We start from the raw sequence: 14,581 nt of genomic DNA, 5'->3' as shown, positions 1-14,581 counted from the left end.
CCACATTCGAATTTTGTCGTGCGGATTGCACACACTAGCCTGCAAGCATGCGTGCACGGCACTGTTCCGCGCAGCCCGCGCAATGCCGGGTGCCCAGGCTCAACCGCTCGCAACTCCAGCGTCTCGCGGGAAATTTTTGATATGGATTCCCAGGTAATTAATCCGGCCACGCGGGGCAAGATCGAACCTTCTCGCTCATGACATGCCGATGGGCCGATGGCAGCGCGCGACGCGATAGCGCATAATGGGCGGCCCGGTCAGCTCTGTCACGGGGCGCATCGCGCGCATTCGAAGAAACGAGGAATCCCCATGTCCATTTCCATGTATCAAGCATCGGTGCCCGTGCTCGTGCGCGGGCTCACCAACCTTCAAAACATCATCGGCAAGGCTCAGGCGCACGCGGCCGAGAAGCAGATCGACCCCTCCGCGCTGACGGGCGCGCGTCTCTTCCCCGACATGCTCCCGCTCGCGCGCCAGATCCACATCGCCACCGACACCGCAAAGGGCTGCGCCGCACGCCTTGCCGACGTCGACGCCCCGAAATTCGAAGATGTCGAAGTCACCTTCGACGAGCTGCACGCCCGTATCCAGAAAACGATCGATTATCTGAATACCTTCAAGCCGGATCAGATCGACGGCTCGGAAGAACGCAGCATCACGCTGAAGTTGCGCAGCGGCCCCATCGAGTTCACCGGGCAGAGCTATCTGCTGGGCTTCGTGATGCCCAACTTCTATTTCCACATCACGACGGCCTACGACATCCTGCGTCACAACGGCGTGGAACTGGGCAAGCTCGACTATCTGGGCACCCGCTAACGCGTGGGGCTTGCGCCGCGTGAGCGGCAAAAGAAAAAGCGTGTGGCGCGTTGCGCGCCGCACGCTGTCACAAGGACGTCATCCGCAAAAGTCAGTCGAGCGACAACCGCAGCGCGAAGCCAATCAACGCGGATGAAAACGCCCACTTCTGAACCGTCTGCGCCAGCGGATGCCGGCGCAGCCATACGGCAATGCGCGCGGCGCCCAGCACATAGATCACGTCGAAGAACGCGCACACGGCAACCAGCACCCCCCCCAGCACGCTCACCTGCAGCCAGACCGAGCCCGCCTCGGGCCGGATGAACTGCGGCAGCAGGACCGAACAGAACAGCAGCGCCTTCGGGTTCAGCAGGTTCGTGAGCAGTCCCTTGGCGAAATCGGCCCGGCGCGACCGCGCCACGACGATACCGCCTGCCTGCTCGGGCATCACGAACGCCGGCGCGCGGAAGATCTGCACGGCGATCCACGTGAGATACGCCGCGCCCACGTAGCGCACGACTTCGTAGAGCCACGGCGCATTGCGCAGCAAGGCTGCGAGACCACAGGCCGAAAGCGTCACGTGGGTCGCACGCGCGAGACCAAGCCCGCAGGCCGCCGCAAAGCCGCTGCGCGTGCCGCGGCTCATGCTGGTCTGCATCACGAGCGCCATGTCGGCGCCGGGCAGCGCGGAGACGATGATCAGGGCGACGATGAACATCAACAGCAGGTGGGCGGAAAACATGTTGGCCTCGCGTATAAGAGGCTCTATCTTGCCGCTCCATGGGGAGCGATTTCTGGCGTTTTTCGCAATCCGACCGTCACTAGTTAGCGGAATACGCTAAGATTCTGAAATTCTTGCCAGAATTCCACTCATCGCCATGAGCGACCTCGACAAACTCGACCGGGCGATCCTCCGCGCAGTGCAAACCGACGGGCGCATGTCGAACGCACGGCTCGCCGAAATGGTGGGCCTGAGCGAAACGCCCTGCGCGCGCCGCCTCAAGCGCCTCGAACAGGAGGGCTACATCGAGCGCTACCGCGCCGTGCTGTCGCGCCGCGCGCTCGGCTATGGCGTCGTGGGATTCGTCGCGGTGCGCTTTGCCGTGCATGACCGCGCGCTCGCCGAGCGTTTCGAGCGCGAGGTCCTGGCGATCGAGCGCATTCTTTCTTGCCACAACGTGTCCGGCACGGCGGACTATATTTTGCAGGTGGTCGCCCGCGATCTCGACGACTACGGCACCTTCATGCGCGACCAGCTACGTAGCTTGCCCGGTGTCACGTCAGTCGAATCGGCGCTGTCGCTGCGCGAAGTGAAGGCCGAGAGCGGACTGCCGCTGCCCTGACCGCCCCCCAACGATATTCACCCGAAACGGAGCATCCGATGACCCCAGAACAGGCACGAGCCGAAGAATCCGCCGCGATGGATCGCGTGCTGACGGCAACTCAACGCGTCAAGGCGGCGTTCACCTCGCTGCAGTCGCAGTTCCCGCCTGAAGGCGACGGCCGTCCGTCGCAGTTCGCGCTGCAGACCTTCGACGCGGCACTCCAGGAACTGGAAGACGCGCAGGCCGCCTTCGATGAGATGCTCAACGATCTGCTCGACGGTGAGCGCTAGGAGCTTTCCCCACTGGAAGCCGGCTCACAAAATTCGGACTCCAGATCAATCACCTCAAGACATGACACAGAACATGAGCGCCCCCGCCACCGTGTTCGGCGTTGGGGTCGTCGTGCGCGATGGCGCATCGTGGCTGCTCGGGCGGCGCTTGAGTGCGTGGGGACGCGACACGTGGGCCTTTCCGGGCGGCAAGATCGAGCCAGGCGAAGATCCCCTCACCGCCGCCGCGCGCGAGCTGCGCGAGGAAACCAGCCTTGATCTGAGCGCCGCGCATGCGGCCGGCTGGGCGAGCGGATGGCTCGAAACCGGCCGCGTTCGCCACGTGACGCTATTCGTGGAGGGCCGCGCATGCGGCACTCCGGTTGTCGCCGAGCCCGACAAGTGCGAGCGCTGGGCGTGGTTCACGCGGGACACGCTGCCCGCGGACCTGTTCGAGCCAACCCGCCTCTACTTCGAGACTCGCTAGCACGCCAAGGCCGCACGCTCCCTCACGAACGCCGCGATACGCTCGCACGCCTCAACGAGCCTCGGCTCGTCCACCACGAACCCTAGCCGCACGAAGCCGTTAGCGGTCTCGCCGAACGCGCTCGCATCGAGCACGGAAACCTTTTGCGCTTCGAAAAGCTGCCAGGTGAACGCCTGCGTGTCGAGGCCCGTGCCGCGGATGTCGATCATCATGAACATGCCAGCTTCGGGCAGCAGGCACTTCAAGCCCGGCACGTTCGCCAGCCGTTCGTAGACGATGTCACGGCGGCGCCGATATATCTCGCGCATCTCCGAGACGATCTGCGTGCGCTGGTCCAGCGCCGTGAGCGCCGCCTCCTGAATGAAGCCTGGCAAGCCGTAGAGCATGCAAAGCGTGAGCCGGGCCATATGCGCGATCATCGTTTCGGGTGCGATGGCCCAGCCAAGCCGCCAACCCGGCATGGCATGCGACTTCGAGAGGCTGCCGAGCGTGACCGTGCGCTCTGCCATACCGTCGAGCGCGGCGATGCTCACATGCTCGCGCTCGAACGTGAGGTCGGCGTAGACCTCGTCGGAGAGCACCCACAGATCGTGCCGCTTCGCCAGTCGCGCGATGCGTTCCAGGTGCTCGTGCGGCATCACCGCGCCGGTGGGGTTGCACGGCGTCGCGAAGAAGATCGCGCGCGTGCGCGGCGTGACGGCCGCCTCGAGCGCGTCGCAGTCGAGATGAAAGCCGCTCGCGGGATCGACCGGCACCGGCACGAGCGTGGCGCCCGACGCGCGGATCGCGGCCTCGTAGGTCAGGTACATTGGCTCGGGCACGAGCACCTCGTCGCCGGCCTCGCACAGGCAAAGCGACGACGCGAACAAGCCGTTCTGTGCCCCCGCGCAGAGAATCACGTTCTGCGCGCCGACCGTGCGCCCGCTTTGCCGCGCATGTTCGCGCGCAATGGCTTCACGCAGCGGCTCGCGGCCCATGATGGCCGTGTAGTGCGTGTCGCCTTCGCGCAGCGCGGCCACGGCGCGCTCGACGATCGGTGCGGGCGTCGCGAAATCGGGATCGCCCACGCTCAGCACGATCACGTCCTCGCCGCGCGCCGCGGCCTGCACCGCCGCGTGATGGATCTCCCACGCCGTCGTGCGACGGCCCTGCAACCGCTCGACCAGATTCGAATACTTCATCTTCCGCGATTCTCCCGAACGCACGGCACCGCTCTCGCGCCGCAGCGTTCAAACTGTTCCTGTTATTGCGTGTGCGCGCGCCACGTCACGACGCGTCCACAACGATACCAAGGAACGATGCGACGGAGAAATAAATGCCGACGCGCTTATGCAAGGATCATCGATTGCAGGATTGGCTCTCCGCACTGTCCAACGTGATGTTAGTATTTCCAACCTGCTGGATAGCCTTTCCGGCAGCAAACCCTGCACGCGGCACCCATGTCCTCACCGTACGAAGTTCCCGCGCTGCGGCGCATACACGACATTCTCGACGTGCTCGCCCACGCACAGGGCCCGGTGCGCGCCGCCGCAATCGCCCAGGCCACCGGCCTCTCGCGCAGCACGCTCTACCTTATGCTCGATTCGCTCGAACGCCGGCGCTGGATCGAAAAGCGCGCCGATGGCTATATCGTCGGTCTCACGCTGTTCGAGCTCGGCAGCGCCTACGTGCGGCACGATCGGCTTCAGGAGGTGTTTAGGCGGGAAGCCGGGGCGTTCGTCGCAACGCATAACGAAGTCGTTCAGCTTGCGGTGCTGGATGGCGCGGAAGTCGTGTATATCGCACGCGAAGACGCGGCGCGGCCCGTGCGCCTCATCTCCGATCTTGGCTCGCGGCTGTCCGCGCATTGCTGTGCGCTCGGCAAGGCCCTGCTCGCGAGCCTGCCCGACGAAGAAGTCAACGCCGTCCTGCCGCGGCAACTCCCCGCCGTGACGGCCAACACCCTCACGCGCAAGTCAGACCTGCTCGCGGCGCTGGCTGCGATTCGCCGCTCGGGCCTCGCGCACGAGCGCGAAGAGGTGAGCGCCGGCATCGCCTGCTTCGCTGCATACGTAGGTGTGACGGCGCTCGGCAAACGCGTGGCAGTCAGCACAAGCCTGCCCCTCGAGCGCCTCGACGCGCGCCGCGAAAAGCGCCTCGCGATCGCGGTAGTCGAGATGGCGCACCGCATCGGCAAGTCGCTCTGAAGGCTCGCCCCTCGCACGCCGGATGGCTCAGTGCGAATGGCGCGGGCCGCCGCGCTCCGCGATCACGCGCAGAGTGCGTCAGTTCAGGCGCTTCGCGCGGTTCGCACATTTGCGATTCGAACTTGCCAGCCGCTAGCATGACCGCCTGGCGTTCCCCACGAGGACAACTACCGCGACAGTGGCCGCCAGAAAACCGCGCTCAAGCTCAAGCGCTCTCGCGCGGCACGACGGTGTAATCAATCCGCGTTTTCGCGGGATGCGTTGCTCTCTCACCGTCCGCGGCCGCGAGCGCGGCGACGATCGCCTCGCCCGTGCGCTGGCCGATGCCATAGGCGTCCACCGAGACCGTCGTGATCGTCGGATGGCAGCAGGCCGCAATCTCGAAGTTGCCGAAGCCGGCAATCGCGATATCGTCGGGTACACGCAGCCCGCGCCGCTGGCACTCCATGATCGCGCCGAACGCCGACATGTCGCTCACGCACATCACGGCCTGCGTGTCGGGCCAGCGCTCCAGCAGTTCGGCCATGGCCGGCGCGCCGTGGCTCATCGTGACCGGCGATTCGCCGAGCCGCACCACGCGGTGCTTGTCGAGCCCGAGCGCCTTCATCTCCAGCTGGTAGCCCTTGAGCCGGTCGAGGCCGCGCCGGTCGAGCTCGCTTGCGCCGCCGAGAAAGCCGATGCGCCGATAGCCTTTGTCCGCGAGATAGCGCACCATCTCGCGCGCCGCGCTCACATTGGAGAAGCCCACGGCCATGTCGATGGGTTCCGCGGGCAGGTCCCACATCTCGACGACGGGCACGCCCGAGCGCTGCAACAGCGTGCGCGTGGCGTCCGTGTGCTGCGCGCCGGTCAGCGCGATGCAGCGCGGCTGGTGGCGCAGCATCTGGCGCACGAGACGCTCTTCGCGATCGGGCAGGTAGTCGGTGTCGCCGATCAGCAATTCGAGTCCCTGCGGTTCGAGCACGGCCGTCAGGCCGCTCACGGTGTCCGAGAAGTTCGAGCTCGAGAGAGAAGGCACCAGCACCGCGACGAACGACGTGCGCCCCGAGGAAAGCGCGCCGGCCGCCGCGTCGGCCACGTAGCCCAGCTCTTCGATGGCGCGACGCACACGCTCGCGGGTCGCCTCCGACGCGCTGCGCCCCGCCATCACACGGGAAACCGTCATCTTCGAGACACCCGCAAGACGGGCGACATCGGACATGCGGGGCGGCGTGGCTTTCGGGGCGGGCATTCTGGACATCGGGCTGAACGGCAAAATGTAGACAGCGCATATGATAACGGCAGCGCCTCACTTCCTCCGCGTTTTGAACCGGCAATCGCACAAATCCTCGTAGGCATTCATTTAATTTGGCATCCTGATTTTTTTAAAACGCAGCGCGATAGCAGGCACCGATCGAATGCGCATCGACGAATTCAGTCACAATCGAAAACGCGCGCGACGCTGCGCCCCACTCACACCCGAGCAACGAGGAAACGAGCCATGTCAGGACCCGCCCGCACCACTGCCGAAAAACGCGCCGACTTTCGCGCGCTGCACGCCGCCGGCTGCTTCATGCTGCCGAACCCGTGGGACGTAGGCAGCGCGCGTTATCTCGAGGGCCTCGGCTTCAAGGCGCTCGCGACCACCAGTTCCGGATTCGCGTGGTCGCGCGGCCATGCGGACAACACCCTTTCGCGCGATGCGATCCTCGCGCACCTGCGCGAGATCGTGGCCGCGACCAACCTGCCCGTCAACGCCGACTTCGAGAACGGCTTCGGTGCGGATCCGGCCGGCGTGGAGGAAAGCGTGGGCCTCGCGGTCGAGACCGGCGTTGCGGGGCTCTCCGTCGAGGATTCGACCGGCAAAGCCGCGGCCCCGCTGCTGCCGATCGAGGTAGCCGTCGAGCGAATTCGCGCGGCGCGCCGCGCAATCGACGCGCGTGGCGGCGACACCCTGCTCGTTGGCCGCGCGGAGAATTTCGTGGTCGGCGTGCCCAACCTCGCTGACGCGATTGCGCGCTTGCAGGCGTACGCGCAGGCGGGCGCCGATTGCCTCTACGCCCCCGGCATTCAGACGCGCGAGCAGATCGCGGCCGTCGTCGCCGCTGTTGCGCCGAAGCCCGTGAACGTGCTGATCGGCGCGAAGTCGGCCTTCACGCTGGGCGAACTCGCCGCGCTGGGCGTGCGACGCGTGAGCGTGGGCGGCGCGCTCGCCCGCACCGCATGGGGCAGCTTCATGCACGCGGCGCAGTTGCTGGCCGAGGGGCGCTTTGACGGCTTCGAAGGCGCGGCTTCCGGTGCGAAGCTCGATGATTTTTTCCGCGGCGAGATGTAACGCCGGCCAGCGCCGCGCGGTGAATGGATGCTGTGAATCAACGCGGTGAACTGATTCATCCGCGCCGCTTACGCGGCGAACGACGCGCGCGAAGCGGCGCCGGCGCCGGCTTTTGCGCATCGAAGCCGGCCTCGCCGAAGCATGCCAGTGCCCACGCCACGAACGCACGCTGCTTGGGCGCCTGCGCGCGTCGATCCGCATAGAGAAGATGCATCGGCCGCACCGGCGCGGCGTAATTTTCCAGCAACGGCACGAGCCGCCCCGCCGCCACCGACTGCGCCACGTTCGGCTCGCCCGCGAGCACGATCCCCGCCCCCGCCTCGGCCGCCGCAATCAACGCACGGCTGTCGTTGCAGCGCAGCTGGCTGCGCGGCTCGACCTCGATGGCCGTGTCTGCGTCCATGAAGGTCCACGTGTGCGGCGCCGGAAAGCTGTCGAACGCGTAATCGAGGCACACGTGCTGAGTGAGATCGCGTGGATGCTTCGGCGTGCCGAAGGCCGCGAGATACGCCGGCGCGGCACACGGCATGAGGCGGTACGGCACGAGCGGCCGTGCCACGAGCTGCGAGTCGGCGAGCGTGCCAATGCGAAACGCCACATCGAACCCTTCCTGCACGAGGTCGATCTGCCGGTCGCTCAGCACGAGATCGACTTTCACGTCCGGGAAATCCGCGAGAAACGCCTTGATTTCATGCCCTAGCCGATAGGTCCCAAACGCGACGGGCGCCGTCACGCGCAGGATCCCGCGAGGGTGTCCAGTTTGCGCGAGCGCGATGGCGTCTGCCGCGGCAGCTTCTTCTAGCACGCGACGGCAGGCTTCGAAATAGGCGCGGCCGGCTTCCGTCAGCGCGTGCTTGCGCGTGGAGCGATGGAGCAGGCGCACGCCGAGCTCCTTTTCCAGCGCGTCGACGTGCTTGCCCGCCATCTGCGGAGTCATGGCGAGCGTGCGCGCCGCCGCCGTGAACGAACCGGATTCCGCCGTCTTCACGAACACGGTCATGCTGGTCAATTTGTCCACGATTGGAAACCCACGGTTTCAGCTGTTGTCAATTTTCAGCTGATTATCGCATGGCAGTTTCGGCGCTACGCTCGGGTTTCCATTGTGAAACACGGGGATTCCCATGAACGAACATCGATATCCGGTCGGCATTCTGGGCGCGGGCGAGATCGGCTCCGCGCTGGGCGAACTGCTCGCGCAGGCGGGCTACGAGGTCATGCTCTCGTCGCGCCATCCCGAGGCGCGAGCGGATCAGGCGGCGGCGTTGGGTTGCCGGATCGGCACGCTCGAAGAAGCCGCCGCATTCGGCGAGGTCGTGATCGCGGCGCTGCCGCTGAATGCGCTCGGCGAGATACCGGCCAGCGCGCTCGCGGGCAAAGTCGTCATCGACACAATGAACTACTACCCGCCACGCGACGGCGCCATTGCCGCATTCGACGAATACCGCTCGACCACGAGCGAGCGCGTAGCCAGGCACTTGAGCGGCGCACGGGTGGTGAAGGCGTTCAACGCGATACTGGCGTACGACCTGCCGCGCGACACGCGACCGCCGATCGAGGACGGCCGGCGCGCACTGCCTGTCGCGGCCGACGATGAAGAAGCGAAGGCGCTCGTGGCCGGGATGCATGCCCAACTCGATTTCGACGTACTCGACGCAGGCTCACTCGCCGATAGCTGGCGCTTCGAGCGCGCGAAGCCGGCTTATTGCATCCCGTTGAACCGCGTGCAGCTGCGCGCGGCGCTGGCTGCCGCCGAGCGCGACAAGGAGTTGCCGCACGGCTCGTGGCGCCGCAAACCGAGATTGGATTGATGCGGCGCGAGCCTTGAAGGGGAGGCCGCGAAGCTCGATCGGGTCAGTGGGTACGCCCCGCCATCGAAGCTCAGCCAGCACAGGTGCACGGCGACGGCTCGCGCCACGAGCCCCACACCTGCGGACCGTCGCGCATTGTCGAAGCGCTGAAATTACCTGGCATGCCGAATCAAGCTTGCCAGGGGCAGCGCGGCCGCATGAGCGTGCCTATGCGGCGCGAACACGAGGTGCAGCGGCACATAGTCGGTCCGGCCGGCAAGCCGCCCTTAGTCGTAGCGATGGTGCTTGGGGTGGCGCTTGCCGTGATAGCCGCGCGAATATTCCTCGGCATACGAGTTCGAACGCGACATGTTGCCGCCAATGGCCGAGCCTGCGCCGCCGCCCACCGCAGCGCCGATCAGGCCACCGGTGCGGCCGCCCATGGCGTTGCCGGCCGCCGTGCCGGCGCCCCCGCCGAGCGCGCCGCCGATGATGGCGCCCGTGCGCTCGCGACGATTCGAGGTGACCGCACCACCCGCGCCTCCGCCCACCGCGCCGCCGATCACCGCGCCAGTGCTGCCGCCCACGGCGCCACCCAGGGCAGCGCCGGCCACGCCACCGAGCGCGCCGCCCAGTGCGTTGTTCATATCGCCGGCCAGCGCCGGCAACGATGCAGCGGCAGTCAGCATTGCAACGGCGACCATCTGGATGATTTTCTTCGACATAGGTGTGCTCTTACGGTTTTAAGACGGCACCGAGTATAGCGGCCGAAATGAAAGCACTTTGTAACCGGGAAGGCCCCGCTCCGTAAGAGGTGTAACAAAATTATCTGACAGAAAACGCCGTCAGGCTATGACATGCGCTGTGGGGGCACGCCGCAAATAGTCGGCCTCAAGCAACCCGGTCCAGCCTGAACACCTTGACCGCGCTGGCAAGCAACTCGGTCTGATGGTGCTGGCGCTTGACCTGCTCGACCGTATCAGCGACATGCGCCGCATTCTCGCGTATCGCCGCGTCGATGCCGGCGATGTTGTCGCCCATCTGGTCAATGCCCGCCCGCTGGGCGCCGGTGGCGGTTGCCATCTCGTGAACGATGGACGACAGGCGCGAGACGCTCTCGAGCACGTCCCCCACCGTATTGCCGGCGCTTTCGACGAGGCCGTTGCCCGTACGTGCGCGCTCGACCGACTCGCCGATGAGCCCACGGATCTCCTTCGCCGCCGCGGCGCTGCGTTGCGCCAGCGTGCGGACCTCAGACGCCACCACCGCGAATCCCCGCCCCTGATCGCCTGCGCGCGCGGCCTCGACCGAGGCGTTGAGCGCGAGAATATTGGTCTGGAACGCGATGCCGTCGATCACGCCGATGATATCGGTGATGCGCTCGCACGAGCGATAGATATCGCCCATCGTCTCGATCACCGACTTGATTGCCGCACGGCCCTGCGTCGCGACCTCGCTCGCCGAGCCCGCCAGCGCGCTGGCGGCCGTTGCGTGATCGGCATTCTCGTGCACGCTTTGCTTGAGCTGCTCCATTGCGGCGACCATCCCTTCGAGCGAGCGTCGCTGCTGCTCGGTCCTCTCCGAAAGGACCGCGTTGCGCTCGCTGGTGCCAGCCACGGACTCGGCAACCTCGCCCACGCTGTCACGCACCTGTAGCAGCGTCTTGCGCACCGCCGTGAGCGTTGCGTGGAAAGCGCTGGCCACGTCGCTGGCCGGCCGGGTTGCTTGCTCGCACAGCGTGATGTAACCGGACTCCTGCCCGATCCCCTCCGACATGGCCGCGAGTTCGCCCGCCATGTTTGCGTCGCGCTCCTGGCGCGCGGAGATCGCGGCGATGAACAAGGTCTGGAGCCAAAGAAATGCCCAATGCTGGACCACCACGTCGAAGCCGGTTTGCGAAAAAACTCTGACCGGCCAGCCCCACTCCTGAAAGACATTGAACGCGAGTTGTTGAATAGAGATGAAGCCGGTGGCCAGCAGCACGACCCGCGCGTCGCGATAGGCGAGCAGCAGAGAGAGCAGGATGAACACGACGAAATGAAACTCGTCTTGTCCGCCGCCGATATCGATCAGCAGGGCAGCGCCCCCCATGAAGGTGAGCGCGGCAACCATCCTCGTCACCTGCCGCCCGGGCAAGGCGAGTGCGAGCACCGTGGAGACGAGAGCGAGCGGCAGCCCGACGAGGAACACCGGCATGAGCGCATCGAAGTGCCAACCGATACCGAACGACGCCGCCAGAAGGATCCAGTTGACCAGCGCGCAAGCCCGATCGGCTCGTTTGCGCGCGTTCATCAGCGGGCTATCGACTCCCTCGGCCCGGCGTGCGGAACTGACTACGGCATTGGCCCCGGCAAATCGGGCATCTGCAAGACTGCTGGACATGAATTCCCTGCTCCTGATTGACGACCAGGTTGTGGCTTCGGCGCAGCACCTGGCCCACTGCGCACCTCGAACTTATCGGCTTGCCGCCGCTCGTCTGTATAAGGGAAATCCACTGAGAGTTTCTGCTTGACTTATCAACCATAAAGTTGATTCATCTACCATATCGATGGAACCCCATAAGAACCATTGCTGAAGGGCTCCGTTAGCCAGGGTGGAGGTCCGCCCCCCAGAAAAGCGCCCCCGCATACCCGCCACGGATCTGTGCACACAAAAGAGTTCGCGCCTCACTTCCCAATGGCGACGGCGTTGGGCGCATTCACTCCTTAATGGCAAACCATCCAAGCTACACACCTCCAGGCAGCCAGGGCCGAAGCGGTAAGCGGCCCGATCCCGGGCATTGCGTCGAGAAGTTGACCGGGCGCATCCGTGCGATGGATTGCGCGGATACGACCTTCGAGCTCAGCCACCTTGCTGCCAAGTTCGCGCAAGTGCTCGACGAGCATCTGGATTAACGCCCGGAACGGCTCACAATGTTCACCGTCCCGAATGGAAAGAGCCGCCATGGCCCGCTGGCCAAGCAGTCGGATACCTTGTGGCAGCACGATACCGAATTCTCCGAGAAGCCCGCGGATCTGGTTGGCAAGCGCTGTGCGTGACTTGACAAGACTGGCACGTGCGCGATGCAGCGACAGCACTGTCTGTTGCGCCTGCGTCTTGACCAGGCGCAGTTCGCGGGCAGAGCGCAAAAGCCGTGCGTGGCACCCTATCCGTTTTCGCCTTGAACCCATTGCGGATAAAACTCCGCCACCGTGGCCCCGTCCGTGCGCAAAGCGTGGCAGCCATCGAGTTGAAACGGACGCGTCGGGCTGCGGCTATTGTTGATCTCTTCGCACATCGTTTGAAATGCGGCCGTCGCCACACCGCCAATCAATTCGGTCAAATGCGTGCAGCCGTTCACGCCGCCCAATAGGTCGCGCATCTGGCGCATGAACCCTACGCCGATGGTCATGCCGATCAACTTCCCGTAGTCCGGCCCGATCGTATCGCAGTGGCCCGGATAAGGAACGACGTGAGATTGCGCGAGCACGTCTCGGATCACAAAATCGGTCCCGATGGTGATTCGCAAAGTCATCTCGTGGATCGGATCACCGGCCTTCCGGTGGATACCGTTTGAAGTGCGATCATAGGTCTTGGTATCGCAAAGGTGGCCTTCGATCTCGTAGAGCCCATCCTCACGACGGTATCCTCGCAGCGTGATCGTTCGCGTATGGAGAAGTTCGCGTGGTTTCATCGGTTCCATGATTCGCGTTCAACCCGCCTCGATCCGTCGGGCGCGGTCGATGATCGGCTTATCTACCAGCTTGCCATCAACAGCGATGGCGCCGTGCGGATTGGCGGCCATCGCGGCGAGGACGCGCGCGGCCCACGCGCGATCGTCGTCGCTGGGCGCGAACCCCCGGTTCACAACGTCGACCTGCTTGGGATGAATGCACAGCTTGCCGCCAAAACCGAAGCGTCGGCCGAGCGCTACGTCCTCCTCAATTGACGCAGCGTCGTCGATGGCAAGGGTCACGCCGTCGACCGGCGGCGGCAATCCGGCATAGCGAGATTCCACGACAAACCGCGAGCGCACATAGTCGAGCTCTCTTCCGAACCCGTCGATGCCGGCGTCGACGCAATAGTCGAAGGAGCCGAATGCGAGTCGTGCAACCGCCTTTTCGCGCGCTATTTCTCGCATGTTCACGAGGCCCACGACCGTCTCGACCAGCGCGGTCAGCGCAACTCCATCGCCGCAGCGTGCTCCGATATCACCAAGTTGTCCGGACTCCTCTGCTTTCGGAACCATGACGTTACGAACCGGCGACGCGCGCACCATCAACACATCGTCCGCATGCCACGGTGTGCCGAACGCGTTCACCCGCACGACCACGCGCGACCTGTCGGCGTGGGGCAACTCCGTGCGCAACCAGTTCGCGAGCTGTTCGCGCGAATGCGTCTTCACACCCGGCATCAACGCGTCTTCAAGGTCGATCACCACCTGGTGAGCGGCGGTTGCGAGCGCCTTTGCAAAGCGCTCGGGACGGTCGGCCGGTACAAACAGGCAACTGCGCGAAATCATGTGTATCTCCTGACGCCGATTCCCTGGAAGATCCGTTGTTCGGCATTCCGGTCGCGAGGTCACGGTCCGGAGTATCTAGTTCTGTATCCGATGCATGCGGATCGCCGCTTCGAGCATCCGGCCGCCAAGGTTGAAATAGCGCCAACGCGCGCACGACGCAGCGCTATCGGCAAGTGCAGTCCCTGGCGTCACTGAATCACGCGATCTCGCCTCAACGCATCGATGTGCGCGGCGTCGTAGTCGAGCAGGCCCGCGAGGACGCTTTCGGTGTCCCGTCCGAGTGTCGGTGGCGGATCAAAGCTCGTCTGGTTCGATTCGGAGAATTTCATCGGCATGCCGGGCATGCGCACACTGCCGCCGCCCGAAAGCGGCACCTCGACGACCATGTCCCGCGCAAGCACCTGGGTGTCGGTGAGCGCCGATTCAAAGTCGTTCACCGGTCCACACGGAACACGCGCCGCCTGCAATCGGGCCAGCCAGTAGGCCGACGTCTGCTGGATCAGTTCTTCGTTGATCACTTGCTCGATAAGCGACTTGTCGGCATAGCGCGCCGGCTGTGCGAGATACTCCGGCTTGCGCAGTTCGGGACGCTCGACCACCGCGAGAAAGCGCTCGAAGAACGCGTCGCCGATGCAGGCAATGATGATGTGACCGTCCTTCGTCTGGTACGTGTTGTACGGCACATGGACGAAGTGCGAGTTGCCGATTCGCTCCGGCACGTGGCCCGACATCAGATGCATCGTCGCCATATACGTGAGGAGCGAGATCTGCACATCGAGCATCGAGACATCGACGTGCTGTCCACGGCCGCTGCGCTCACGCGCCTGCAACGCGGCGAGCACGCCCATCGCGCCGAAGATGCCGCCACCCAGGTCGCCGATCGGAATGCCCGCGCGCACGGGCGCGTGCTCAGGCAT

General features: G+C 65.1%; 16 protein-coding genes and 1 pseudogene. 7 read left to right on the top strand and 10 right to left on the bottom strand.

Going from position 1 to position 14,581, the window contains the following annotated elements; all coding sequences use genetic code 11:
• Positions 1-309 precede the first annotated feature (309 nt).
• A complete protein-coding gene (locus tag VMJ11_RS17580; RefSeq protein WP_325620668.1) occupies positions 310-816 on the top strand; it encodes a DUF1993 domain-containing protein in 507 nt (168 codons plus the stop codon).
• A gap of 91 nt (positions 817-907) precedes the next feature.
• On the opposite strand, the gene VMJ11_RS17575 is transcribed toward VMJ11_RS17580, so the two are convergent.
• Positions 908-1,537: a LysE family translocator gene (locus VMJ11_RS17575; protein ID WP_325620667.1), complete on the bottom strand. Its 630-nt coding sequence runs from the start codon at positions 1,535-1,537 to the stop codon at positions 908-910.
• Positions 1,538-1,673: 136 nt separating this feature from the next.
• On the opposite strand from VMJ11_RS17575, the gene VMJ11_RS17570 reads away from it, so the two are divergent.
• From VMJ11_RS17570 to VMJ11_RS17560, 3 genes are all read left to right on the top strand, one after another.
• Positions 1,674-2,138 (top strand): Lrp/AsnC family transcriptional regulator, encoded by a 465-nt coding sequence (locus VMJ11_RS17570; RefSeq protein ID WP_325620666.1) that lies wholly within the window; start codon positions 1,674-1,676, stop codon positions 2,136-2,138.
• 38 nt (positions 2,139-2,176) lie between these two features.
• On the top strand, positions 2,177-2,410 hold the full coding sequence (locus VMJ11_RS17565; RefSeq protein WP_325620665.1) for a hypothetical protein: 234 nt from the start codon (positions 2,177-2,179) through the stop codon (positions 2,408-2,410).
• A gap of 73 nt (positions 2,411-2,483) precedes the next feature.
• Complete coding sequence (locus tag VMJ11_RS17560; protein WP_325620664.1) at positions 2,484-2,876, top strand: nucleotide triphosphate diphosphatase NUDT15; 393 nt, start codon at positions 2,484-2,486, stop codon at positions 2,874-2,876.
• On the opposite strand, the gene VMJ11_RS17555 is transcribed toward VMJ11_RS17560, so the two are convergent.
• Positions 2,873-4,057, bottom strand: a complete 1,185-nt coding sequence (locus VMJ11_RS17555; RefSeq protein ID WP_325620663.1) for a pyridoxal phosphate-dependent aminotransferase — start codon at positions 4,055-4,057, stop codon at positions 2,873-2,875. The two genes, VMJ11_RS17560 and VMJ11_RS17555, sit on opposite strands and share 4 nt — an antisense overlap.
• A 258-nt stretch (positions 4,058-4,315) precedes the next feature.
• Here VMJ11_RS17555 and VMJ11_RS17550 point away from each other — a divergent pair, with 258 nt between their 5' ends.
• Positions 4,316-5,062, top strand: coding sequence for an IclR family transcriptional regulator (locus tag VMJ11_RS17550; protein ID WP_325620662.1), 747 nt, complete (start codon positions 4,316-4,318; stop codon positions 5,060-5,062).
• 205 nt (positions 5,063-5,267) lie between these two features.
• Here VMJ11_RS17550 and VMJ11_RS17545 read toward each other — a convergent pair whose 3' ends face one another.
• Positions 5,268-6,293 carry a LacI family DNA-binding transcriptional regulator gene (locus VMJ11_RS17545; RefSeq protein ID WP_325620661.1) on the bottom strand — a complete coding sequence of 342 codons (1,026 nt, stop codon included), beginning with the start codon at positions 6,291-6,293 and terminating at the stop codon, positions 5,268-5,270.
• A 249-nt stretch (positions 6,294-6,542) separates the two neighbouring features.
• Here VMJ11_RS17545 and VMJ11_RS17540 point away from each other — a divergent pair, with 249 nt between their 5' ends.
• The gene (locus tag VMJ11_RS17540) at positions 6,543-7,376 is read left to right on the top strand and encodes an isocitrate lyase/phosphoenolpyruvate mutase family protein (RefSeq protein ID WP_325620660.1); all 834 of its coding nucleotides are present in this window, start codon (positions 6,543-6,545) and stop codon (positions 7,374-7,376) included.
• A 55-nt stretch (positions 7,377-7,431) separates the two neighbouring features.
• Here VMJ11_RS17540 and VMJ11_RS17535 read toward each other — a convergent pair whose 3' ends face one another.
• Positions 7,432-8,394, bottom strand: a complete 963-nt coding sequence (locus VMJ11_RS17535; RefSeq protein WP_325620659.1) for a LysR family transcriptional regulator — start codon at positions 8,392-8,394, stop codon at positions 7,432-7,434.
• Positions 8,395-8,497: 103 nt separating this feature from the next.
• On the opposite strand from VMJ11_RS17535, the gene VMJ11_RS17530 reads away from it, so the two are divergent.
• Positions 8,498-9,184, top strand: coding sequence for an NADPH-dependent F420 reductase (locus VMJ11_RS17530; protein ID WP_325620658.1), 687 nt, complete (start codon positions 8,498-8,500; stop codon positions 9,182-9,184).
• 266 nt (positions 9,185-9,450) lie between these two features.
• Here the strand turns inward: VMJ11_RS17530 and VMJ11_RS17525 are convergent, their stop codons facing one another.
• The 6 genes and pseudogenes from VMJ11_RS17525 to VMJ11_RS17500 form a co-directional block, all read right to left on the bottom strand.
• The gene (locus VMJ11_RS17525) at positions 9,451-9,888 is read right to left on the bottom strand and encodes a hypothetical protein (RefSeq protein ID WP_325620657.1); all 438 of its coding nucleotides are present in this window, start codon (positions 9,886-9,888) and stop codon (positions 9,451-9,453) included.
• A gap of 166 nt (positions 9,889-10,054) precedes the next feature.
• Positions 10,055-11,455, bottom strand: a complete 1,401-nt coding sequence (locus VMJ11_RS17520; RefSeq protein ID WP_325620656.1) for a methyl-accepting chemotaxis protein — start codon at positions 11,453-11,455, stop codon at positions 10,055-10,057.
• A 691-nt stretch (positions 11,456-12,146) separates the two neighbouring features.
• Positions 12,147-12,264, bottom strand: a pseudogene (locus tag VMJ11_RS34495) (IS110 family transposase); the annotation flags it as partial.
• A gap of 44 nt (positions 12,265-12,308) precedes the next feature.
• Positions 12,309-12,845 (bottom strand): DUF2889 domain-containing protein, encoded by a 537-nt coding sequence (locus VMJ11_RS17510; protein WP_325620654.1) that lies wholly within the window; start codon positions 12,843-12,845, stop codon positions 12,309-12,311.
• A gap of 9 nt (positions 12,846-12,854) precedes the next feature.
• Positions 12,855-13,664 (bottom strand): CoA ester lyase, encoded by an 810-nt coding sequence (locus tag VMJ11_RS17505; RefSeq protein WP_325620653.1) that lies wholly within the window; start codon positions 13,662-13,664, stop codon positions 12,855-12,857.
• A 188-nt stretch (positions 13,665-13,852) separates the two neighbouring features.
• On the bottom strand, positions 13,853-14,581 hold a 729-nt coding region (locus VMJ11_RS17500), incomplete at its 5' end, for a CaiB/BaiF CoA-transferase family protein (protein WP_325620652.1).

This window comes from Paraburkholderia sp. (genome assembly GCF_035501035.1).
GTDB lineage: Bacteria > Pseudomonadota > Gammaproteobacteria > Burkholderiales > Burkholderiaceae > Paraburkholderia.
The sequence above is the reverse complement of the archived record's forward strand: the minus strand, read 5'-3'. Positions and strand labels throughout refer to the sequence as shown.